At 33.4% G+C, this 24,222-nt stretch carries 21 protein-coding genes and 1 pseudogene; all 22 read right to left on the bottom strand.

Annotation, left to right across the window (positions count from 1 at the left end):
* Positions 1–36: 36 nt before the first annotated feature.
* On the bottom strand, positions 37–1,704 hold the full coding sequence (tagH, locus tag DM800_RS09280) for a teichoic acids export ABC transporter ATP-binding subunit TagH (protein ID WP_147786755.1): 1,668 nt from the start codon (positions 1,702–1,704) through the stop codon (positions 37–39).
* A gap of 15 nt (positions 1,705–1,719) precedes the next feature.
* A complete protein-coding gene (locus tag DM800_RS09275) occupies positions 1,720–2,523 on the bottom strand; it encodes an ABC transporter permease (protein ID WP_088064847.1) in 804 nt (267 codons plus the stop codon).
* A gap of 5 nt (positions 2,524–2,528) precedes the next feature.
* Positions 2,529–3,725, bottom strand: a complete 1,197-nt coding sequence (locus DM800_RS09270; protein WP_088064848.1) for a CDP-glycerol glycerophosphotransferase family protein — start codon at positions 3,723–3,725, stop codon at positions 2,529–2,531.
* A 49-nt stretch (positions 3,726–3,774) separates the two neighbouring features.
* The gene (locus DM800_RS09265; RefSeq protein WP_147786754.1) at positions 3,775–4,782 is read right to left on the bottom strand and encodes an NAD(P)H-dependent glycerol-3-phosphate dehydrogenase; all 1,008 of its coding nucleotides are present in this window, start codon (positions 4,780–4,782) and stop codon (positions 3,775–3,777) included.
* Between the two features lie 105 nt (positions 4,783–4,887).
* Positions 4,888–6,981 (bottom strand): DUF6270 domain-containing protein, encoded by a 2,094-nt coding sequence (locus DM800_RS09260; protein WP_088064850.1) that lies wholly within the window; start codon positions 6,979–6,981, stop codon positions 4,888–4,890.
* 39 nt (positions 6,982–7,020) lie between these two features.
* Positions 7,021–8,193 carry a glycosyltransferase family 4 protein gene (locus tag DM800_RS09255; protein ID WP_088064851.1) on the bottom strand — a complete coding sequence of 391 codons (1,173 nt, stop codon included), beginning with the start codon at positions 8,191–8,193 and terminating at the stop codon, positions 7,021–7,023.
* Positions 8,194–8,213: 20 nt separating this feature from the next.
* Positions 8,214–11,087 carry a CDP-glycerol glycerophosphotransferase family protein gene (locus DM800_RS09250; protein ID WP_147786753.1) on the bottom strand — a complete coding sequence of 958 codons (2,874 nt, stop codon included), beginning with the start codon at positions 11,085–11,087 and terminating at the stop codon, positions 8,214–8,216.
* Between the two features lie 32 nt (positions 11,088–11,119).
* Complete coding sequence (locus tag DM800_RS09245; protein ID WP_088064853.1) at positions 11,120–12,283, bottom strand: CDP-glycerol glycerophosphotransferase family protein; 1,164 nt, start codon at positions 12,281–12,283, stop codon at positions 11,120–11,122.
* 5 nt (positions 12,284–12,288) lie between these two features.
* Positions 12,289–12,684 (bottom strand): glycerol-3-phosphate cytidylyltransferase, encoded by a 396-nt coding sequence (gene tagD / locus DM800_RS09240; RefSeq protein ID WP_088064854.1) that lies wholly within the window; start codon positions 12,682–12,684, stop codon positions 12,289–12,291.
* Positions 12,685–13,008: 324 nt separating this feature from the next.
* On the bottom strand, positions 13,009–14,010 hold the full coding sequence (gene mreB / locus DM800_RS09235) for a rod shape-determining protein (protein ID WP_076541461.1): 1,002 nt from the start codon (positions 14,008–14,010) through the stop codon (positions 13,009–13,011).
* A 161-nt stretch (positions 14,011–14,171) separates the two neighbouring features.
* A complete protein-coding gene (gene spoIIID / locus DM800_RS09230; RefSeq protein WP_000544012.1) occupies positions 14,172–14,444 on the bottom strand; it encodes a sporulation transcriptional regulator SpoIIID in 273 nt (90 codons plus the stop codon).
* 311 nt (positions 14,445–14,755) lie between these two features.
* Positions 14,756–15,604, bottom strand: a complete 849-nt coding sequence (locus tag DM800_RS09225; protein WP_088064855.1) for a polysaccharide deacetylase family protein — start codon at positions 15,602–15,604, stop codon at positions 14,756–14,758.
* 163 nt (positions 15,605–15,767) lie between these two features.
* Positions 15,768–15,902, bottom strand: a complete 135-nt coding sequence (locus DM800_RS09220) for a hypothetical protein (RefSeq protein WP_000008907.1) — start codon at positions 15,900–15,902, stop codon at positions 15,768–15,770.
* 287 nt (positions 15,903–16,189) lie between these two features.
* The gene (locus tag DM800_RS09215; RefSeq protein WP_088064856.1) at positions 16,190–17,095 is read right to left on the bottom strand and encodes a stage II sporulation protein SpoIIQ; all 906 of its coding nucleotides are present in this window, start codon (positions 17,093–17,095) and stop codon (positions 16,190–16,192) included.
* A 162-nt stretch (positions 17,096–17,257) separates the two neighbouring features.
* The gene (locus tag DM800_RS09210) at positions 17,258–17,962 is read right to left on the bottom strand and encodes an ABC transporter permease (protein WP_098155993.1); all 705 of its coding nucleotides are present in this window, start codon (positions 17,960–17,962) and stop codon (positions 17,258–17,260) included.
* Positions 17,962–18,804, bottom strand: a complete 843-nt coding sequence (locus DM800_RS09205) for an ABC transporter ATP-binding protein (protein WP_000170848.1) — start codon at positions 18,802–18,804, stop codon at positions 17,962–17,964. The genes DM800_RS09210 and DM800_RS09205 overlap by 1 nt, the downstream gene beginning before the upstream one ends.
* Positions 18,805–18,984: 180 nt before the next feature.
* Entirely contained in the window at positions 18,985–19,992 is a 1,008-nt protein-coding gene (locus tag DM800_RS09200) for a LytTR family transcriptional regulator DNA-binding domain-containing protein (RefSeq protein WP_088064858.1), read from the bottom strand.
* Between the two features lie 116 nt (positions 19,993–20,108).
* A pseudogene (locus tag DM800_RS09195) lies at positions 20,109–20,523 on the bottom strand (AMP-binding enzyme); the annotation flags it as partial.
* A 103-nt stretch (positions 20,524–20,626) separates the two neighbouring features.
* Entirely contained in the window at positions 20,627–21,646 is a 1,020-nt protein-coding gene (spoIID, locus tag DM800_RS09190; RefSeq protein ID WP_088064859.1) for a stage II sporulation protein D, read from the bottom strand.
* Between the two features lie 208 nt (positions 21,647–21,854).
* Positions 21,855–23,159: a UDP-N-acetylglucosamine 1-carboxyvinyltransferase gene (murA, locus tag DM800_RS09185; RefSeq protein WP_000411269.1), complete on the bottom strand. Its 1,305-nt coding sequence runs from the start codon at positions 23,157–23,159 to the stop codon at positions 21,855–21,857.
* Between the two features lie 39 nt (positions 23,160–23,198).
* A complete protein-coding gene (locus DM800_RS09180) occupies positions 23,199–23,903 on the bottom strand; it encodes a YwmB family TATA-box binding protein (protein WP_370512864.1) in 705 nt (234 codons plus the stop codon).
* Positions 23,904–23,954: 51 nt separating this feature from the next.
* Positions 23,955–24,191 (bottom strand): DUF1146 family protein, encoded by a 237-nt coding sequence (locus DM800_RS09175; protein WP_000940744.1) that lies wholly within the window; start codon positions 24,189–24,191, stop codon positions 23,955–23,957.
* Positions 24,192–24,222: the final 31 nt, after the last annotated feature.

Genomic DNA, 24,222 nt, shown 5'->3' with positions numbered 1-24,222 from the left:
ATCTAAATATTACACATTTAATTATAGTAATAAAATTTAATACTTTGAAATATCTAAGATTGATATTGTATTAATTGTAGAACCCATTAAAGAAAAGTTAAAATCAAATTTATTTGATCGATAAATCAATAGTGAATCGTCTTCAGCTTTTAATTGCGCTTCACCTAATGTTTCAAATAAATTTTCTTTTGATATTTTCATATTTTTAATATTTATCTTCTGAACAATCAATTGTTTGTTATATACTATATCAACATCTTTATATTGAACTAATGTTCCAGCTGCTAACTGTTCCTCATTTTGTGAATTACCTAGTGTATTGATTATTTCTTCTTTAGTCTTTCCTAAAAAAGCAAGGTACTCTTCTAAATTTGGGGTAATTCCCTCTATTTGTTTTAATTCCCCTAAAAACTTGTTATAAGATATCGCTTGATTATACGGGATTGATTTAACTATGGATTCACTAATCCATCCCTCTTCCCCGTTTTCTAATGTGAGTTTTAACCAATTAATATCTGATTCTATCTCTTTTTGTTGTTCTTTTACAATAAACGGCGTTCCAAATAATATCGTCCCTACTACCTGTCCATCTAAATTCGGCTTACTTCTAACACGACCTTTTGCAGAATTTACATAACGGACGTCTAAAGTTGCAAGCGGGTTCTCCTCTTTTTTAGTAGGAGCTACCTTATCTAACGTTTTTTCCTGCACCTCTTTCGCCTGCAAGGAATGTAAAATATTATCCTTTTGCCAATAAGTTATCCCGCCAAGCATCATCAATACTATAAAGGCACTTAAGAACTTTGGACCATTTTTCTTTTTTATATGATGTGAGCTTTGTTTTCTTAATAATGATACATAATCTACAGCTTGAGCTTCATTCTTACTTTTCGCAGCTTCATTTTTTATTAAGGTTTTACCTGCCTGTTTCTCCATTGATTCCTTTTTAAACTTCTGCTGCGCTTCTTTACTCATAGCCTTGTACTCTTTTAAGAAATTCTCATATTTCGGCATAATTTCTTGAATTGGACCATAATCTTTAATTTCTCCATATTCTAACCATAAAGCCTTTGTACAGAACTTTTTCACTTGTCCCAAAGAGTGACTTACAAAAAAGATAGTTTTCCCTTGTTCTTTAAACTCATTCATACGTGTCAAACATTTATCAGCAAATGTTTGATCACCTACTGAAAGTGCCTCATCAATTACAAGGACGTCTGGATTAATACTTACTGAAATAGCAAAACCTAAACGAGATTTCATTCCACTTGAGTACTTCTTGACTGGCATATCAATAAATTTTCCAATATCGGCAAATTCAATGATTTCCGGTGTCAACTTCTCAATTTTTTCTTTACTTAATCCCATCATCAAACATTTTAATTCAATATTTTCCCTACCGGAAAGTTGATTGTTCAGCCCAGCTGCAATAGCAATAAGTGCAACTTTTCCTTTAATATCAATTTTCCCTTTTGTAGGAGGTGTAATTCCAGCAATTAAATTTGACATCGTCGATTTTCCTGATCCATTCACCCCGACAATACCAATTACATCACCTTTTTGAGCTACAAACTCTAAATTTCTTAGTGCATAGAAATCTTCGCCAAATCCTCCAGGATATACGATATCCTTAAGTTTATCTGAATTTTTACTGTGCATTTTGTATTTTTTTGTTACATTATGAAACCTGACTGATTCATTCATTTTTTACAACCCTCATTATAGATAATCTGCAAAATGCTTTCTAAATTTCACATGTAATGTTGAGCCAATTAAAAAAGTAATAAAAACAAATCCCCAAAAATACAATGTATAATTTATATCTTGAAAGAACCAATTTGTCCCTAATAAAGACGCTCGGTATCCATCAACAATATAACAAAAAGGATTTAATTTCATAATCTTTTGGAAAATAGTTGGTAATCTTTCAGGAGTCCATAATATAGGAGTCAAATATAATAACATTCTCATAATTGATTGCACAATCATTTGAGTATCCCTTACTATTGTCGCTAAAGTGGATGTAATTAGAGACAATGAGAATACTAGCATCAGCGTCGCAAACATATAATAAATAAGCTGAATATAGTGAATAGAAATCCCTTGTCCTGTTACTAAAAATAAAATTGTTATAACTCCTACAAGGATTACATGCGAATAGAAATTAGACATGATTACAAAGCTTGGAATAACACTCATGGGGAAATTCATTTTTGAAACCATGTTCAGCCTCGTATAAATCGATTTAGAAGCTTGCATCATTGCCGGATTTATAAAAAACCATACAACTAACCCTGCAGATAACCAATAAACGAAGGAGACCCCATCAACACCTTGTCCCCCTCTAATACCAAAGCCGAAAACAAACCAATAAATACTCATCTGTATTATTGGATTCAAAAATTCCCAAAAGAGCCCTAAATAATTATTATTATTTGTAGTTTTCACTTGATAAATAGATAAGCGTTTAATTAAATATAAACTGCTTATCTGTTCTTTCAATACCATGACCATTGATTTCATCTTTACTATGCCTCTCCGAAAAATATTTTCCTTACAGTTCGTTTAGAAGCACCACCATCTTCTAAATAACAATACTTATTATAGAAACTATCGTATTTCTCTGCAAATTCTCCTAATCCATTCGATTCATACTTTACTATTTCTCTTAATACTTCTCTTGTATTCTTTACAATTGGGCCAGGAGCTTCTTCCTCCAAATTAAAGTAAAATCCTCTTAATTTATCTCGATAAGAATCAATATCATACGTATAGAAAATAATTGGGCGTTTTAAATTTGCATAATCAAAAAAGACTGAAGAATAATCTGTAATTAACATATCAGATATTACATATAGTTCATTAATATCGACATGCTTAGAAAAATCATAAACAAACCCTTTATATTTAACTAAATCAAATTTTTCCGCTATTAAATAATGCATACGTAATAAAATAATATACTCGGTTCCTAATTTACTTTGTAAGAGATCCAAATCTAATTGTAAATCCAATTTATATTTTCCCTTACTATAAAATTGATCATCTCTCCATGTTGGTGCATATAAAATAATTTTTTTATCTATCGGTAAGTTATTCTTTTTCTTTAAGAGCTCTACTCCTGAAGAATTATTACTCTGATATAAAAAATCATTACGTGGATAACCAACTTCTACAACTTCCTTTTCAAATTGGAATGCTCTTCTAAAGATGTCCGTAGAATAGTTATTGGGCGAAAGTAGGTAATCCCAATTTTGCGCTTCCTGATGAAAATTATGCTTATATTTTTCAGTTGTTGTACCTGGCATATGTACCTCTTTCATATCACCAGCTAATTTCTTTAATGGCGTACCATGCCAAGTTTGGATATATACCGTATGTTTTGGTTTAGGTAACCATAAAGGCATTCTACTATTTGTCACCCAATACTTTGAGCGTGCCAACACGATAAACCAACGAATGGAGAACCTTTTCACATATGGAATCCCATATTTTTCAAATCTATCCTTATATGTTTTATTCACACTCCATACCATTTCAAAATCCATATTATTTTTTAATATATGTTCATATATGGCCCTTGGATTACAACTATATTGTTTTCCAGAATAACTTTCAAACAAGATCATTTTTTTTCTTGGCGGTAAATAACTACAAAATAAAAAGATTGCTTTACATATCTTTTTAACTATCCGATGATTTTTTATTTTCCTTATAAAACCCATCTGTTTTGCACACCTTCTAATTCATTTATCTCACATAACTGTAATTATATTATTGTAAAATCTCACCTTTTCCGTTTCTCCCCATAAGCATATCTACTTCTTCTTTTGCGTTCTTCCCATTAAAAAGAACATTATATATCGCATTAGTAATTGGCATTTCAACATTAACTTTTTTAGCTAAATGATATGCTGCCTCCGCTGTACGTACGCCTTCAACAACCATCCCCATATTTTCTAACACTTCATCTAAATTATGACCTTTTCCAAGTAAATTTCCTGCTCTCCAATTTCGGCTATGAATACTCGTACAAGTCACAATCAAATCACCAACACCTGTTAAACCTGCAAAAGTAAGCGGGTTTGCCCCCATTTCACATCCCAAACGTGTAATCTCCGTTAAACCACGTGAAATTAAGGCTGCCTTTGCATTATCTCCGTAGCCAAGTCCATCTGAAATACCAGCTCCCAGAGCGATAATATTTTTCAATGCCCCCCCTAATTCAACACCAATCACATCTCGATTTGTATATACTCGAAAATTATTATTCATAAATAATCTTTGTATTTCCTCTGCAGCTTGTAGATGGTAAGAAGCTGCAGTTACCGTCGTAGGATGGCGAAGGCTTACTTCTTCTGCATGACTTGGCCCAGAAAGAACAACGATGCTCTCAACTAACTCTTTTGGCATCTCTTCTTCAATCATTTCCGAAATACGTTTAAATGATCCAGGCTCAATTCCCTTACTCGCATGGATAACTGTTATTGGCTGTTTTACAATAGATTTCAAGTTCCCTATAACATCACGAATTGCTTTTGTTGGTACAACCAGTAACACTGTATTGACTCCATCCATCGCCTCTTCTAAAGACTCGTATCCTTTTATTCCTTTGGATAGTTGAATCCCTGGTAAGTAAGCCTTATTTGTATGTTGCTCATTAATCTCTTGAATCTGTTTCTTATTATTCCCGAAAATCCGTACTTCATGTCCATTATCCGCGAGAACCATAGATAGAGCAGTTCCCCAACTTCCGGCTCCTATAACTGTAATTTCCTCCATTTTTCCCGTCCTCTACTAATTATTCACTATATTTTATATAAAAGGCTAAATTCGCAATAAAAATATATCCCCCTAAAAATTAACTCTTAGAGGGATATATTTGGCTTAATCTCTTTCCAATGAATTATGAATTTTGTTTTGTAAATCTTGCATAATAGATTTATTCAACCTATTCATAAATTCCTTGTAATAACCTGATTGGTAATGCGAAAAGGTATTTCCAAATGGATGGTTATAATGCCCTATATAATTAGTATCCTTTAAATCAAGAACCTTGCAATTTGGGATACAATTTACGAACCACCCGTTAAGTATATCCCAAAAATAATTATTTCTTTTTATTATTTCTGGGCAAGAGAATTTTTTCACTTTGTTATCTCTATCAATATATTTATACGTGAACCCTCCCGTATTCAAAATGATACGCTCTTCAGGTAATATCTCTTTAACTTTTCGAGCAAACTTCTCCATATGTTCCTTCCATATTTCAAAATATAATTGATTATTGCTATGACCAATACGCTCATATTCGCCTAATTCTTTAAAATATGGACTTTCCCTAAGGACCAAGCTCGCACTAATATAACTCTCATCATTTAATTTAATTAAATCCCTAGCTGCATCTGCATACAAATCAACAATTAAGTAATCTGGTTTAGCTTCTTTTAGTTTATCAAAAAAATCTTTCTCAAAATCACAACGAATAAATTCTTTATTTTTATCCGTGACACCTTCTAATCTTTCCATATCAATATGAATAGGGTTTGACATGATACTTACAATAGAGGAGTGAAATTGTGTTAAGTTACAATTGTAATTTTTTTTATACCCAGGATTAAAATATTCCCCTGAATTAAATGCGTTACGGCTAAAACAAGAACCAAGAACAGCGATTTTCAATGACTCTTCTACCACTTTCCCCGAATCTAAAAAATAAATAGAAAATGACTTTTTAGCATTTATATAGGGTTTGAATTTCCATTCGTTATTTTCTGCCATCACTTCGTACATATAAAGATTTTTTTCTAATCGTTTTTCCGGCTTTAATTCTATATCTATTATCCTACCATCCAAAGTCGTTAGGCGAATAAAAATATCCCAAACATCTTTCTGACGTATTTTTTGTTTTTTTAAAAGCTCTGAAACATTTACGTCCATTTTAAATTTACCATTAAGAATATTTAAACCCTTTGCTATTTCATCAAAATAGAGTGGCTCTCCATTAGCTGTATAACGCTTTTTAAATACGACATATGTACCATTTTCATCAAAATCTAGTACATTATACTCTTTTGAAGAAATTTCTCCTTCAACATAAAGCGTATTATTTTCAAATTTAAAATCTGATGATTCAATAATAAATTCTTTTTCTCTAATAAAAAGCGCTAAATTATCTAATCCAGTAATATATGGCTTAACTCTAAACAAATCATTATGTTTGAACGTATGATATCTAAATTTCGACTTATTACTTATGGTATCAAGTAAGGGGATCTCCATTTCTACACCATTAGAGTCTTGAATTTTTACGAATGCATCCCATATCATATTTGAACTTAGTTTATAATCTTTAAACATTTGATCAATGTTCATTGAAAATTTAAAAATACCTTGATTTACGTTTGTTTCTAGCACCTTAGTTTCAGAGTATTCAAATAAGGATTCTTGTTCTCTCTTTTTTAATATTAAACTAACGATTTTCTCTTCTAAATTTACTTCCTGTAACTGCTCTAAATAGAAACTTACGTTTAAAGTCCCTTGATTAAATTCGGCATCTTGCATAAGTGCCTTAATATCATTCCGTATTACATAGATTGAAACACCCTTATATCCCGTAATATACGGTTTAGCTTTAAAAAGGTTATTATCTAATAAATAATATGATTTAGCTTTAAAATCCAATAAACTATCTGTTTTTAGTTTTATATATGTCCCATTGCAAATTAAAAATAGGTCCCAAATTAAATTATTTTCTACGGAAGCTTCCTTAAAAAGTAGATCGATATTTTTTTTAAAGCTAAAAGTCTTTCCGCTAGCTTTTATTGAAAAAAAATGATTTTCCGTATACTCTATACCATGCTCACTTTCACGTCTTCTAATAGAGAAAAAGCAACTTTCCTCCTCCAAAATAAAGTCCGCTTTTCCATCAATGTATATACAACCATTATTAAAATTTATATTCGTTACAACTACATTCACACTAACATCTCCTATACTAATAACAAAACAAATCTTTTATTAATGATTAATTTGATGAGTAGCTTCATCAATAGTTCTCATCCATATTTTACCTATCTCATCTATTTCAAACCTTTTCACATTCTTTATAGCCCTTTTAGCAAATTCGCCCCTCTTCACAGGGTCATTCATTAACTCCATTAATGCCTTTGCAAGTAGCTCCACATTTCCTTCTTCTACCAAAAAACCATCCTTATCATGATCAATAATTTCACTTGGTCCTTTTGGACAATCAAAACTAACTACTGGTACTCCACATTGCATTGCTTCTATAATTACCATTCCAAATCCCTCAAACCTTGAACTCAAGGCATATAATGATGCTTTAGAAAGTTCTACATCTATATGCTGGGTAGCTCCCATTAGAATAACATGATTGTACAATTTATTTTTTTCGATTAATTCTTCTAAATTTGCTCGCTCTCTACCAGTTCCATAGATTTTAAGTTTCCAATCAGGATATTGCTTATTTACAATTTTGAAGGCCTCAATTAATAAATCAAAGCCTTTTTGCGGAACTAATCGCCCAGCAGCAGCAATTGTTTTAGATGTTAGAGAAGATACCCCCCCTCTAAGCTTTGGAATTGAATTTGTAATTTTCTTTACTTCTACTTTTCCGTTTAGAAGAAGTTTTTGATAATCAACTGTATCTTCATCTGTTAAAGTAGCTAAACAATCTAAATTAATATAGTGCTTTAATATAGATTTCTTTAACCTTTTAGGATAGATTGAGAAATTCAAATGTTCTTGTCCGATAAGATATATGCCTTTATTTGCATGCTTACTTGCAAATATATTAAAACTTGGCCTTGTTGTCACTAAAATCCCCGAATCAATACCTTTTAAATAATTATACATTTTAATATCCGTCAACAATGAAAAGAAATGATATCCTTCATCATCTGGATGAATTAACTTACTTTTCATCTTTAACATTCTATTCGCTATTCTCGTTTGAAATTGTTTATCACTTTTATTTCGATTTGCAACATCATGTAAAACGATAATTTTAATTCTTGGATCTATTTCAAAAAATGCTATTTTGCGATGACGAAAAACACTAATAATTTCAACGTCATAACCATTTTGTGCCAAATAATTTGTTACATTTAATACAGTACGTACTGTGCCACCCATTCCATAAATATCAAATACTAAAAAACGTATCTTCACAACCTTATCTCCTGTCTAAATTATTTTCCAATCATAGCTTCTATAGTTCTTTTAGAAGCGCGCCCATCTTCAAGATGACAGAATTTATCTTGGAACTTTTTATACCGTTCCGCATATTTTGCTTCTACCTTACTGATATCTTCTATTGTCTTAAATAGACGCTCCTGATTTAAAATAATCGGTCCTGGAGCTTCTTCTTGAAAATTAAAATAAAAGCCTCGAATTTGAGAACCATATCTAAATAAATCATAAGTAAAGAAAATAATTGGTCTATTTAAATTTGCAAAATCAAACATTACTGAAGAATAGTCAGTAATTAATATATCTGAAATTAGATATAATTCTTGGATATCGTTATAACTGGATACATTATAAACGAATTCTTCCAAACCGTTAATTTGAATGCGAGTAGCATCTCTATAGTGTAATCTTAATAACAATACGTATTCTTCCCCAAATTTTTCCTTAAATTTATTAAGATCAAATTTAAATTCGTAAGGCTTATGCTGATTACCATTATGAAAATCATAATCTCGCCATGTTGGTGCGTATAAAATAATTTTCTTTTTAGGATCAATATTTAATCTCTTTTTAATTTCATCGGATTTTTTATCAATGTCTTTATTGTAAAAAATATCATTTCTTGGATAACCAACATCTAACATAATCTTTTCGAAATTAAAAGCTCTCTTTAAAATTTTTGATGTATAACTATTAGGCCCTATTAAATAATCCCACCTCTCATTGCGCCTTAACAAAGCTGGAGAAGTATTCTCGGCATATGAAGGTGAATTTGGATCAATATCAAAACCAAGCTTCTTTAAAGGTGTTCCATGCCAGGTTTGCAAATGAACAGTCCCTTTTCTTTTCTCATAAAAGTCTGGGAAATTTCCATTATTAACAAAATACTTAGATTTTGCCATATAATAGTAATATTTAACCGAACCTGGTTTAACCACAATTGGTTTACCTGGTATTTCCTGCATAATATTATTAACTATCCATATAGCCTTCATATCACGCTTTTCTATTAACATTTGTTCATAAATTGCTCGCGGATTACATGAGTAACTTTTCCCATGAAAACTTTGAAAAATAATATATTTTTGATTAATAGGTAAGATTCTATTAAAAATTCGATATAAAGATTTGTCCCATTTATTAATAAATTTGCGGATTCTTATGATTTGTTTTAATCTATCTTCTAACGTTAAAATAATTTTCGAGGGATCTATGTTCATAGTAAATAAAGCTATGCCTCCATTAAGCTTAAATTCACATTCAATTAAATCAAAATTTATATCCGTTAATAACTTATCTCTTTCTTCTCTCTGTTGAATAGTAGACAAATCTAAAATGGCCCTAAATTTAAACTCTTGCTTTGTCTTTTCATTTTTCTCCAAATTCCATATAACCGGAATCTTATTTCTTTTTCCATAACTCCCTTTAATGGTCATACTTCCATTTGTTTGAACTGGGATCATTTTATTTGGAGTCTGAATATTTAATTTCCCTGATACAATCCATGCGTCGTTCTCTATTTTCACTTCCTGAATTGATTTCACATTAAGATATTCACGAACTAAAATGGAAACTTCATCGTGTAAAGTATAGTAGGGCTTTATGACAATAGCTCGTCCCTCTAAATCTGATAAAAGCTGCTGTGGTATGTTAATGACCTTTTGCTTATTTGCAATTCCATCTAGACGTGTCACTAAGCGATAAAAATGATTATTAATTTTTAAATATATATCCCATATTCCCTTGCCAAATAATCCTTTAGATACAAGATCCTCTAAATTAAACGTGTGTGCATAATTAAACCCATCTAACTCAATTTCAAATTCATATTTTTCTTCCGTATTACGTTTTTTTATAATTAAACTCGTAGGTTCTTCAGAAGATTTCTCAACCATTTGTTGCTGTATAACTTCTCCTACAATTGTAATTTGATTATCTTCGGAGTAAATACAATTAACTTCAGCTTGTAAATCTTCTCTAGTTAATAATATATAACCTTGATTACTTTCTTGATCTGTACTAAATAATACTTTTTTAATACCTTCTAATGTATTTATAATGGCACAGTTATTAAACACCATATTAGGTGAAATAATTACTGGCAGTAAAACAACCTCTCCTTTATGCTCCATTTCGATAAAAATTTGAGTGGATTTATTGTTTTCTAACCCGTATGTATTTTTTCTGAAGTCTAATTGCACACTAAATCCCGTCCAATCATAGCTTCCACCTGATTGACCATAAAAAGCTGTTACATCTGTTCTTTTAACATTATTAACGGGTATCTTCCAAGTATTATTTTCTGAACGCATAACTAATTTTTTTGTTATTTCAGTTTCTTCCCTAGTGTTCCATGGTAGCATCAAGAAATACCCACTTAGTTCCAGAACCCCATTTTCTTTCAAATTAATTACCTCAACATCGAGATATGCACTACTCTCTTGAGATTTAAATGATAAATTCCCCTTCACTGTGGAATAACCTATAAAAATTTTATTTAATTCTTTAATATAAAAAGGGGAAAATTCAATAGCATCAGTTACGTCGTTCTTAATACGGAATTTGTTTATTTTCCCACCCACTTCAATTTGAAGATAGGCATCCCATATTCCTTTTGCAAGACTTTCAATATACTCATTCAGTTCAACTTGAGCATCCAATAACTCTGTATTATTTTGTATATTGGCACATACTTTAATTTCTTCTTTCGATTTTCGATTAACTAAAATGAAATAATATTTATCCAACCCTAGATTTCTAGTAATTCCTTCTATTCTCAATACAATGTTCAATTTTTGTTGAGAATACTTAATCTCTTGCAAAACACAATGGCCTTGTTCTTTAGGTAGCCATAAAAACCTTAAAAAATTCATTCCGCACCTCTTATATCTAAATTAGATTTATATTATATTTTGAATATTTCTCTTATAAAACTCTCACTAGAATTCCCTTTTGAATATTGGTTCCATTTCAAAGAGAATTCTTCTACTTTTGATAAATCAAACTCATTATTATTTATTATTGAAACTAACTCCTTTGTAGAATATACAACTGGTCCCGGGACTAAAGAATCATATTCACCTATAATTCCTCTTTGTTTTTTATATTCCTCTAAATCATAAGGATAGAAAACCATGGGCTTCTTTAACAAACAAAACTCATATGGGATTGAAGAATAATCAGTAATTAGAATATCAGTTACCAAGAACAAATCATTAATATTTGGATACATTGAATAATCATATATAAATTGCGAGTGCTCAATTTCATAGTATAATTCTTCCTTTATTGCTGGATGTAATCTAATAAACAATACGTATTCTTCATGAAATTCTCTATACATTTCTTCTATTTCCAATTGTAATTTAAAAGAATTTATTTCGTTATCTCTAAAAGTTGGAGCGTATAATATTACTTTTTTATTTATCAAATTTGGATTTTCCAAAAACAACTTTTTTTTAATTTCTTCTTGCCGAATTCGATTAAAAAACAAATCCGTTCTCGGTATACCTGTCCGTACCATTTGATGATGGTCTACTGAGAACGCACTCATATATATATCCGCTAATAATTCAGATCCCACAACAATTTTATGAAAGTTATTATAAACCCTTTTAAATCGTTTTTGAGCACGTTTACTTCTTTTATTAAAATTTGGATCTAATAACCCGAATTTCTTTATAGATCCTGCTGCATGCCAAAGTTGAATGCATTCCGTTCCTTCTTTAAACTTAATAGCAGATAAAAAACCAAAATAATTGTCAATAATAACATATTTAGATGTTGTCAAATGATAAACAGCTTCAATCATATTCACTATACTTAGTGTTTCAAATTGATAAGACTTCACTTCAGGATAATCTTTTAATTTATATTTACAAGTAGGTTTATATAAGAACACGACATCTAAATCAATTTTTTTCTCTCTCATTTCTTCGTATATAGAGAGTGCATTCTCCCCATATGACATAATAAAAGTCGCTTTTTTTTGAATTGGAAACACTCTGAAAAGATTAAATAGTAGTCTAAATATTGTAAGGTATATAGCAATTTGTATCTCTCTAATCATAAAAATTATCTAGCCACTAATAATAATTCCTGTTTAATCTTTGTCGTTGAAATACCTGCTGTACGTGGTAAATACTTAACTTCGCAATGAGGCTTTAAGAAATCAAATTCACCTTCCCAATCATCGCCCATAACAAATAAATCAACGTCATGCTCTTGAACATCTTTTTCTTTTTGTTCCCATTCATGTTCAGGAATTACTTCATCTACGTAACGAACCGCTTCTAAAATCATTTTGCGATTTTCATAACTATGATAAGCTTTTTTTCCCTTTAGTTTATTAAATTCATCTGAGGATATAGCCACAATTAGATAATCCCCTAAGTCTTTTGCTCTCTTTAGCAGATTGATATGTCCCCAGTGTAATAAGTCAAATGTTCCATATGTAATTACTTTTTTCATAATTTAATTGTCCTCCTGCGAATTTTTCTAAGAATAAAAAAACAATAGGACCTTCCCCGCATCATTATTCAAATAACAAAAGCCCTATGTAAACCAATAAGATTTACAAATTATTTACATTAAGTTCACACGAAATTCACACTAGAGATTATAACATACTTTTTATTGACCAACTATTACAATTAATATGCATTTTATGTAATATATGCATAAAGAAAGCGCTAACAATGCTTATTTGTAAGTGTTTTTCCAGTATATCTTATTATATAAAAAAACCAGAAAAGAATTGCTTCTTTCTGGTTTTTTATTTACAATTGAATTTTTTTATCTCAAAGCACGCTTTGGTAATTTATCGATATTCTCTAACATAATACCTGTACCAACCGCAACACATTGCATTGGGTTTTCAGCAATTAATACTGGTACTTTTAGTTCTTCTGCTAGAAGCATGTCGATACCGTGTAGTAAAGCCCCACCGCCTGTTAGAATAACACCGCGGTCGATAATGTCCGCAGATAGTTCTGGTGGCGTGCGCTCTAGTACGCCTTTTGCAGCTTGTACAATGATAGCCGCGTCTTCTTTTAGTGCTTCTGTAATTTCTTCAGAGCATACTGTAATTGTACGTGGTAAGCCCGTTACCATGTCACGTCCGCGAATTTCAAGCTCTTCGCTACGTGCACCTGGGAATACTGTACCAACTTTAATTTTAATATTTTCTGAAGTACGTTCTCCAATTAATAGCTTATACTTACGTTTAACGTAGTTTAAGATCTCCATATCAAACTTATCGCCAGCCATTTTGATAGAGGAAGAGGTAACAATATCACCCATAGATAGTACAGCGATATCTGTTGTACCTCCACCAATATCAACAACCATGTTACCGCTTGGTTGGAAGATTTCCATACCAGCACCAACTGCGGCTACTTTTGGTTCTTCTTCTAAAAATACTGTTTTACCACCTGAACGTTCAGCAGCCTCACGAATTGCTTTTTGTTCTACAGATGTGATATTTGTTGGACAGCAAATTAAAATGCGAGGTTTTGAAAAGAAGCTCTTCACGTCCAATTTGTTAATGAAATACTTTAACATTGCTTCTGTAATTTCGAAATCTGCGATTACACCATCTTTAAGCGGACGAATTGCTACAATATTACCAGGTGTACGTCCCACCATACTTCTTGCTTCTTCACCTACTGCTAATACTTTCCCACTATTACGATCAATTGCCACAACAGATGGCTCATTTAATACAATACCTTTGCCTTTAACATGAATTAATACATTAGCCGTACCTAGGTCAATTCCGATATCTCGCGCAAACATTCCCGTCATTTCCTCCTCGATATTCAAAATCAGGTTACACCCGAATTCTTTTACACCTAATTTCTGATTTTATCATAAATTTAACAGAAACGTAATATTCGCAAAAAGAATTCTTCTGAAAAATATTACCGAATTGAAACGGAATGTTTGCGATCGCATATTTATTGACGGACCGGCTTTTCTACATCTTCTTTTCTATACTTTTGTTTTGTTGCTTCTCCGCCTCTTAAATGACGAATAGACTTATGATAATCAAGAATTTCTTTCACTTCATTTGCGAGCTCTGGATTAATTTCTGGTAGACGTTCCGTTAAATCTTTATGGACTGTACTCTTTGATACCCCAAATTCCTTTGCAATGACACGCACTGTCTTTCTTGTCTCCACGATATACTTACCAATCTTGATAGTTCTCTCTTTGATGTAATCGTGCACACCACTCGCCTCCCTAAATTGGATGTGAGAAGTGTGAAATGAGCCTCGCTGCATACGACTAAGAAGTAAGTGTGAGTGCTGTTTGTAAGCGTTAAACATTCTTGGATTTATAATGAAATGATTCACGATTTCTCACCTCAAACACTCTCTTTGCTTTGGTTTATACCATTGTATTGCCCGCACTACTGATATATGCTACATGTTCACTATTTTTAAGGACTAAGTACAAAAAATTTTATTTCAAGAAAAAATCTATTCTTTAAACAAAAAAGCCTATTAGAATTTAAATATAATTCTAATAGGCTTGAAATTTACTTATTTGGAACCTCATATTCACCTGAGACTATTTTCTCAAAGTTATCCATTTTAGTATCCGCTGAAATAAACCAACGTTTTATTTCTAGGGGATTATTTTCTGGTGTCGCATATCCTTGTAGACTAGTGAATGCTAACTCCATTTTTAAATCTTTTAATATTTGGAGCGTATCTTTATTGTACTTTCCAAATGGATATGACATATAATTTGACTTTAAAACATCTTTACTTTTTAATATATCATTTTTAACTATTTGATTTCCCTCAACAAGTATAGCCGCTGATCCATTCTTAAATTTATGTAAAGTATGTGTATGACTTCCAAATTCAAATACATCTTTCATTTTATCCATTTCATTCATACTTAACATTTGAAAGGTTTTAGGATTAAATTTTTCTTCCTTATTACTTATTCTAGATGTAACTGCAAATGAAGTAGCATGCATTTTATATTTTTTTAAAATTGGATACGCATATACATAATTTGATTTAGAAGTGTTATCGAATGTGATTAAGACACTTTTCTTAGGAAGTTTCTTTTTATTTTTTATAAACTGATTAAATTCTTCCAAAGTAAGAGTATGATACTGATTATCTGCTAAATACTTCATTTGTTTTTCAAACATTCCTACTGATACCGCAGTTGTTTTATCTTTTAATACTGGATTTTGATTTTTATCATTATCTTTTGTTAAATAATAATATTGCAAAACCGGCACCTTTTCTTGCTTACCTGCAGCATTCATTTTATTAAAAATAAAAAATCCAATCCCAGCGATTAATGCTACTACAACCGCTATTAAAATAAATAATTTTTTCGAACTTTTGTTTTCTCTAGCTTTCATTAAACTTCCCCCTCAACCACAACAAAAAAACACAGTATTTTAGAGTCCTACTGCATTCAAATATCGTTTTCCTATGTAAAAAAATCACAATTATTATTATACGGCCTAGCTCTAAAAATTCCAATAGGTGTACCAAAAGAAAAAGACACTCTTTCTTGGAGTGTCATTCTTCTCGTTCCAACTCTTCTTCTAACAATTGATGGTGGGGAACTTCTTTCTTACTGGCAATATAATAATATAAAGTGAATAAAACAAACAATAAAATAATAGCAGTCGACAGAACAAATAAAAATGACACAGTATCCCCTCCTGTTTGTAATATATATTCGAGAATCTCGTCATATTTCCTTGTTATTGCAACTTTTTTCTCGAAATTGAGTATTTTTATATAAAGTGAAACTTTAATCAGTGGGCGCCATTTCCCACTGATTCTTAGCCTTCACCAATCGGGCTTTTACGGGCAGTTGACCCCAGGCCTAACTTCTTAGCTTTCACTGAATTTTGAAGTAGGGGTCTTACTGCCCGTTAATGCGGGGTAAAAGTAAAAAAATCAGCTCTCTAGTGAGAACTGATTTTTTCACTTTCTTATTCTTGTGAAGAAGAACTGTTAGATGATTCTGTAGAACCATTTGTTGATTTTTCTTCTTTCTTCGGCTCTTCTTTTTTGTCACTAGTCGAACCGCTTGTTGATTTTTCTTCTTTTTGAGACTTATCTTCTGTTTTACTTTCTGGTTTCGTGCTTGTTGACTTCTCTTCTTTTTGAGATTTTTCATCAGCCTTTTTACCAGAAGCATTCGTTGCTTTTGCAGCACCTGCATCAGCTTTAATTTCTGCTACTGACTTATTTAAGTAGCGCTCAGGGTTCACAGCCACGTTGTCTTTACGTACTTCAAAGTGAACGTGAGAACCTGCTTCTTTATTCATTGCACTTAGACCGGATTTTCCTAATACTTCACCTTGTGCAACTCGTGCACCTTTTTCTACTTTCACACTGCCTAAGCTTTGATAAGAAACTGCTACACCATTTCCGCTATCAACTGTTACAACATAACCAAGAAGTGAATCTTTTTCAGCTTTCGTTACTGTACCACTTAAAGCAGCAGCTACATCGAATTCTTTTCCATTCTTCGCAGCAATGTCGATTCCTTTATTTGGGGAATATGTGTTGTTATAAAAGACAAGTGCTTTTTCTTGTTCCGCCTCAGTTGCTGCATCTTCATAGAATTTCTTCTGTACGACTACTTCCGCATTAGCGGCAGCTGGCATTTTCACTACTTCTGAAGATTTCGTTACTGGTACTGCTGGATCTTCCGATTGTGTATACGGTGTTGCTTGATCTTGGTTCGGAGTCTTCTTCGGATTAGCTCCTTGGAACCATAGCGCAACCATTAAAATTACCGCTGCACAAGCAATGTATAGTGCCGGAAACACCCATCTTTTTTGAAATAAATGTACTACCTTTTGCGACTTTTTATTATTTCTTCCTCGCATTCCATCATCACCTCAGCAATCATTTTGAACAATATTCACGTATCCTATACAACCTATAACTAATTACTTTTCGACAAAATCTGTAAAAATATGTATAGGAATTGTAAAATTTCCGAGGAAATGATTGAAAAAAGAAAAAACTGAGCACTTTCGGCTCAGTTTTTAGTCCAATTGTTTCTTTTTATATACGATTAAACATGCAATAAGTGAAATAACGAGCCACACTCCAACATTTAGCATATGCCCACTAATACTACTAAACCCAGCACCCTCCACTAAGCTTTTAATCGCCTTTTCAAGATGAGATGTTGGAAGATAACTAATCATCGTCTTAATTACTTTATTTTCAACCATTGGCTCAAATTGTACAGCTAAATACATCGTCATTAATATCGGCATTCCAATTAGTGATGTTTGCGGGACAGACTCAGCTAATAATCCAATCACTGTTCCAATTAAAATGAATAGAATTGTTCCACATAAGAAAATAAATGCTAGCAATAAGAGATTTCCACTTAATTGATCTAGAATGAATAAGTTTACAACGGAAATACCTAACGTTAAACATGCTGTTAATATACTTTTACCAAGAAGAACTTCAACAGAAGAAGCCGGTGATAGCATTAACACACGTAACGTATGTTTTTCTTTCTCTTCTGCAATTACCATTGATTGAACAAACCCTGCTACAAATAGAAAGGACATTAAAGTAATAATGCCAACTCCTGCCTGTCCTTCTCCAAATCGGCTAAATATAAATGCAAATATAATTGGTAAAGATGCCATTAACAAAACTTGTGAATTTGTCTTAAAATCCTGTACTTCTTTTCTAAAAATAGCTGATACACGTCTCATTGAAAATGTCATTATAATCCCCTCCCAGTAACTTCAATAAAGATATCGCCTAACGTTGGCTCATAAGAATGAATGGATAATAGTTCTCCTTTTTTCATCCACTCTGAAATGCGTTTTGCACCTAATTCATCTTTTTGTACCGTTTCTTTCTTCTTATCCTTTAACACGACTTGTATTTGATCTTTCGCGTATTGTAAGCGAAGGTTCTCCGGTGTATCAAGCGCTACAATTTCTCCGCCACACAGAAAGGCAATGCGGTTACAAAGCGTTTCTGCTTCATCCATGTTGTGCGTCGTTAAGAAAATCGTCGTTCCTTCTTTATTTAAGTCTTTTAAGATTTTATGAATGTTTTGTACGTTAACTGGATCGAGTGCAGATGTTGGTTCATCTAAGAAGAGAATATCTGGTTTATGAAGGATTGCTCTAGCTAATGTAACGCGCTGCTTCATTCCTTTTGATAGTTTCTTTACTAATGTTTTCTTATCATCTAATAAGTTCACTTGCGCTAACACTTCATCAATCCGCTCTTTTTTGCAATCGTATAAGTCACAAAATAATAGTAAGTTATCATAAATGCTAAGTCTTTCATATAAACCGCTGTTGTCTGTTAAAATACCAATTCGTTTATAATCGATGCTGCTTGGTCCGGTAATATCTTTACCTAGTACCCTCACTGTTCCAACGCTATGCAGCAATTGAGAAGTTAAAATCTTTACTGTTGTTGTTTTTCCAGATCCACTCGGCCCGAGGAATCCAAAAATTTCTCCTTGCTTCACTTCAATATTTACATTTCGAAGTGCCGTTTTTTCGTTGAAACTTTTCATTACATCTTTCATTTCAATTGCCAATGTCATCCCGTCATCCCCTTTGTTTTTCTTTTTATAGATGAAAGTCGCTTTAGCGCTTTTCGTTTGTTTGTTTCGCTTTTCTTGACTCAATCATATGAAAAACAAAAGGGTTACGCAGTAAAATACCGGTAAAAGGAGTATTTTTACCGGTGAATGAATCGTATTTTAAGCTTACTGGAGCAAATTTTATAGCCCAATCACACCTTTTAATTCATCCATTCGTCCTTTTGAAAGCGGGATTGAACTTTTTCTTTCGTCATCCAAAATTAAACTAAAGCTATTACGAGTCCACGTAATGACTTCTCGTACTCTTTGTAAATTCACAAGGTACGAGCGATGACATCTAAAGAACCCGAACCCTGTTAATCTCGCTTCTAGTTCACTTAATGTTAATGCACATACGAAATCACCTTCGCGCACATGGATATGTGTCACTCCGTTTTGCGTTTCAATAAAATGAATTTCCATCGGATCAAGTAAAATGATTTTATCGTTCACTTTCGCTGGAATTCTTTCAAGTTTCATTTGCGGAATCATTTGAACAACCTTTTCTTCATCCACCTCTTCAATTTCTTCTTGTTCGATTTCTATTTTCTTCACACCATCATTGTTTAATATGTATACATCTTCTGTTAACGAAAGGGCGTCCGATAGAAAGGATGACGTTATAAAAATCGCCTTTCCTTTCTCCTTCATTGCCATAATCGCTTTTCGAATAATAATCGTGCTCTCTGTATCTACATTTTGCTCTGGCTCTTCTAGAATAACTAAATCCGGATTATGAACCATAACTCGCCCGATATGAAGACGGCGTTTCTCTGAAAATGATAGTTTTTCTATTTTAACGTTTAACTTATCTAAAAGGCCGACATATTGTACAACTTCTTCCGTACTCATATTCGATTCATAAAGACCTATTAAAAACTTAAAGTATTCCTTCACCTTCAAACGATCATATGCTTCATCTTTCAAAAAACAAAAACCGATGCGGGAATAATTTTTCTTTCCAATCGATTCTCCCTCAAATAGCACGTTGCCAGTTGAAGCTTCTTCCTCACCAATAATGATGCGGTGCAATACTTTAGCTGTATGGTTATTACATTGCAAAACAACGCATTGTCCCTTCTCAACCTTCAGTTCAACTGCCGGTAACTGGTTCGTCTTCCCTAATTGTCTCAACTCCAATAACGCCATTCTGTCTCCCCCAAATACTTTTTATCCTATTATACCAAACAATTAATGGAAGATTTAGATATTTTATGAAGTATCATAAAAAGAAGGCTATCCAAATGAAAGGATAGCCTTCTTCTCTAGTTTTGCTCTACATACGTCTTGAGCTGATCACGCAGCGCTCTCTTTAAGAATTTCCCTACAGATGTTTTCGGAAATTCTGCTTTTAGTAAAGCATACAGATCTTCTCTTTCTACTGCTTGTCCCTCTTTTAGTACAACGCAAGTAAACGGGACGTTTTTCATGCAGCACCGCCACAACAGATGCTTCTAACACTTTATCGTGCGACACTAAAGCATTTTCTAAATCTACGGAAGAAATCCATTCGCCTCCACTTTTAATTCAGTCTTTCGTACGATCAGCAATCTTAATACATCCTTCCGAATCAACCGTGACAATGTCTCCTGTATAGAGCCAACCGTCTTTCATTGATTCTTCTGTACGTTCATCCTTATAATAGCTTCCAGCGATCCATGGGCCCTTTAAACAGAGTTCTGTCACCACTGAACATTGACGATTTTTTTAATATATCTATTAACCTATCCACTAACAAAAGAAAACCGTCCCAATATACCTCTTGGAACGGCCTCTTTTCCCCCTACTTCTTCACCATCAACTTTCCTTCATAATCATTCATCGACTTTATTTCGACACCCTTATAATAATGAGCAACGATATCTGTATATTTCTTACCTTCCGCCGCCATGCCATTTGCTCCGTATTGGCTCATGCCAACGCCGTGACCGAATCCCTTCGTTGTAACGACGATTTTATCCCCTTCTTGTTTCCATGTGAAGTCAGAAGAGCGTAAATCTAACTTTTCACGAACTTGCTTTCCTGTTAATGTTTTCCCTTGAAATGCTACATCTTTTACTCGCTTTCCTTCCGTAAGATCTTTAATATTTCCAACCTTCCCGTCTGCCAACACCTTCACACCGAGACGTTTTTGAAAGTCAGCTACTGTAAAGGTTTGCTCGCTCGTAAATTTTGGAGAGGCTTGATCCCACGGACTATCTACGCTCTTTAAGTACGGATAATCATTTCCCCAATAATCAGCTGCATTTTCTGTCCGGCCATTACTCGTTGAGAAGAAGGATGCTGAGATTGGTTTTCCATCATACGTTAAAACTTGTCCTGCGGTTTTCGAAACAGCTTCTTCGATTTTCTTCAAATTATTTTCGTAGTTATTACCCCATTGTTTCTTCAATTCTTCTTTACTTTTGTACACTTGATCTTTCACCGTATCTGTCACGTCCGCATTGTTTTTCTTTCCTCCGCTTAGCATACGCTGTACCACAAATGTTCTCGCTGCTAATGCCTGCGCCTTTAGCGCCTCTATTTCAAAACTGGCATTCATCTCAGAAGCTACTACACCGGTCACATACTCCTCCATAGGTAATGTATCTACCTTTTTCTGTTTCTCACGATATACAGCAACTTGAACCGCTGTATCCACTTTCCCTGGAGCTGGTATACTTTCTATCGCTGGAGGAGTTTTAGAAGCTGCTTCTTCCCCTACTTTTGCTTTCGCAAACGGAATAACAAGAGCAGCAGGTACAATGATAACGAGCGCTATGAGAAGCGCTACTGTGATAAAAAGTGGCTTTGAAAATTTCATCTTATTTCCCCCAATATCCAAAAGCTTTACTCCATTCATTCTTATGGAACAACTCTTCCTTTTAGAACATACTTAAGGGGGAAGCAGCTAAAACGGAAATTTTCTAAATATTTTTACTGGTACGTGCATAAGTATAGAATTTATTGACTATAACAGTAATAACCCAAAAAAATAGTCCCTACGTCAAAAGACGTAGAGACTATTTCAATTAAGCGTGAAGATCAGAAACTTCTTGTTCTTTCACTTCTTCTACTTTTTCGTTTACACGTTCAATAGTTGCACCTAATGCAGCTAATTTCTTATGGAAATCTACATAACCACGGTCAAGATGCTTTAACTCAGTTACACGAGTGTAACCTTCAGATACTAAACCAGCTAAGATTAATGCAGCAGCAGCACGTAAGTCAGTTGCGCCTACTTCAGCACCTTGTAAGCTGTTTGGACCGTTCATAATAACAGAACGACCTTCGATTTTAATATCAGCATTCATACGACGGAATTCTTCAACGTGCATAAAGCGGTTTTCGAATACCGTTTCTGTAATCATACTTGTTCCATCAGCTTGTAGTAATAATGCCATCATTTGTGATTGCATGTCTGTTGGGAAACCTGGGTGAGGCATAGTTTTAATATCAACCGCTTTTAACTTATCTGGGCCGATAACACGTACACCTTCATTTTCCTCAATAACTTTAACACCCATTTCTTCCATTTTCGCTGTAATTGAGCGTAAATGTTCAGGTACAGCATTTTCAATTAAGATGTCTCCACCAGTAATTGCCGCTGCAACCATGAATGTTCCCGCTTCAATACGGTCAGGAATAATAGAGTGGTTTCCACCATATAATTTATCAACGCCTTCGATACGGATCGTTCCAGTTCCAGCTCCGCGTACTTTCGCTCCCATCGCATTTAAGAAGTTAGCTAAGTCAACGATTTCTGGTTCTTTCGCTGCGTTTTCAAGGATTGTTGTCCCTTTTGCTAATGTAGCTGCAGACATAATGTTTTCTGTCGCGCCCACGCTTGGGAAGTCTAAATAAATTTTAGCTCCTTTTAGTTCTCCCTCAACGTATGCCTCAACAAAACCATTACCAACCTGTACTTTTGCTCCCATTGCTTCGAAGCCTTTTAAATGTTGGTCAATTGGACGTGAACCAATTGCACATCCACCAGGAAGTGCAATACGAGCACGGCCGTTACGTGCAAGTAATGGTCCCATTACTTGAACAGATGCACGCATTTTACGTACATATTCAAATGGTGCTTCAATGTTTAGTTCTTTAGAAGCATCGATTGTTACTTGGTTATTTTCAAATACGACTTCAGCATTTAAATGACGTAATACCTCATTAATTGTGTATACATCAGACAAAACTGGTACTTCAGATAGTACATTCTTTCCATCACTCGCTAATAGGGCTGCAGCGATTATAGGTAATACAGCATTTTTTGCGCCCTCAACACGCACTGTGCCGTTTAACCGCTTTCCGCCACGGACGATGATCTTTTCCAAATTATTCCCCTCCGTGTCCTTTTTTCAGTATCTATTCACTCAATACTCAGAAGTTATGATCGGTGTGCCAACCACAATTGTATCTTTGTTGTCTGTAGAACGTATTGCTATTTGCACATTTATTTTCTCTCTATTTGTTGAAAGAGCGTCATCCCACTTTTTATTGTATGCGGAGACTGACACAAATGCTCTTTCTTCTATCTGTTCGATCGCTCTTGCTGAAAGATCTTTCAAAAACTGATTGGTTTTATTTTGCAAAACACCTTCAATCTTATCATTCAGTACACCTTGAACACAAGTGTAAATTATAGGTTTTTCACTAAAAATTTTATTTGTTTTCTGAATGTACTTCGGGTCCCATTTCGCCCCGCTTACTTCAAAAATAATGAAAGTGTTTTCTTTAGTATTTTCCTTACTCCATGTTACTACTACTCGTTCTTCATAAGAAGAAAACTTTTTATAGGATGTAGCTTTATATCCATCTGGAGATTGCTCTAATTCCCACTTTTGAATATTCGCCTTGTCCTTCACATCGTTTAACAACCTTTGAAACGTATGTATATTAGAAATTGTTTTTGTTTCTCGCGCTAACCATGACCACTTCTCTACTTTAGCATCATTTTTCTCTAAAGTTGCAATCATGCTCTCCATTTTCTGTTCATCGCTGATCGGTTTCCTCTCTCTATATCCAACCAAAAATAAAACAACACTTATCATAACAATAAGAATGGCTTTAAGCTTCAATTTCATCCCCTCCTACCCCCATTGTTAACGGAGATATGAGGTTCTATACACTTACTTTACTAAATACGTTAAACTCTTTGAATAGCCTAAATAATCAAGGAAAAAGTTACTTACAGATGTCCCAATTGCAATTGTAATTAGGATGAGTAACACTCGCGTCTGCATCACTTTTCCAGACTTCATTAAACGCTCAATGTGAACACCTTGTAAGGCCCACCACGTAATGGTAATAAACAATAAATGCGAAACAATGGCAATCAGTGCTTGTTGCCCTAAAAGATGTGCCAAAAAATCGACCCCTTTTTACCCAGCTACTACT

The sequence above is a fragment of the Bacillus sp. AY18-3 genome, assembly GCF_008042305.1.
Taxonomy (GTDB): Bacteria; Bacillota; Bacilli; order Bacillales; family Bacillaceae_G; genus Bacillus_A; species Bacillus_A wiedmannii.
This window is presented reverse-complemented; position numbering and strand designations above follow the sequence as displayed.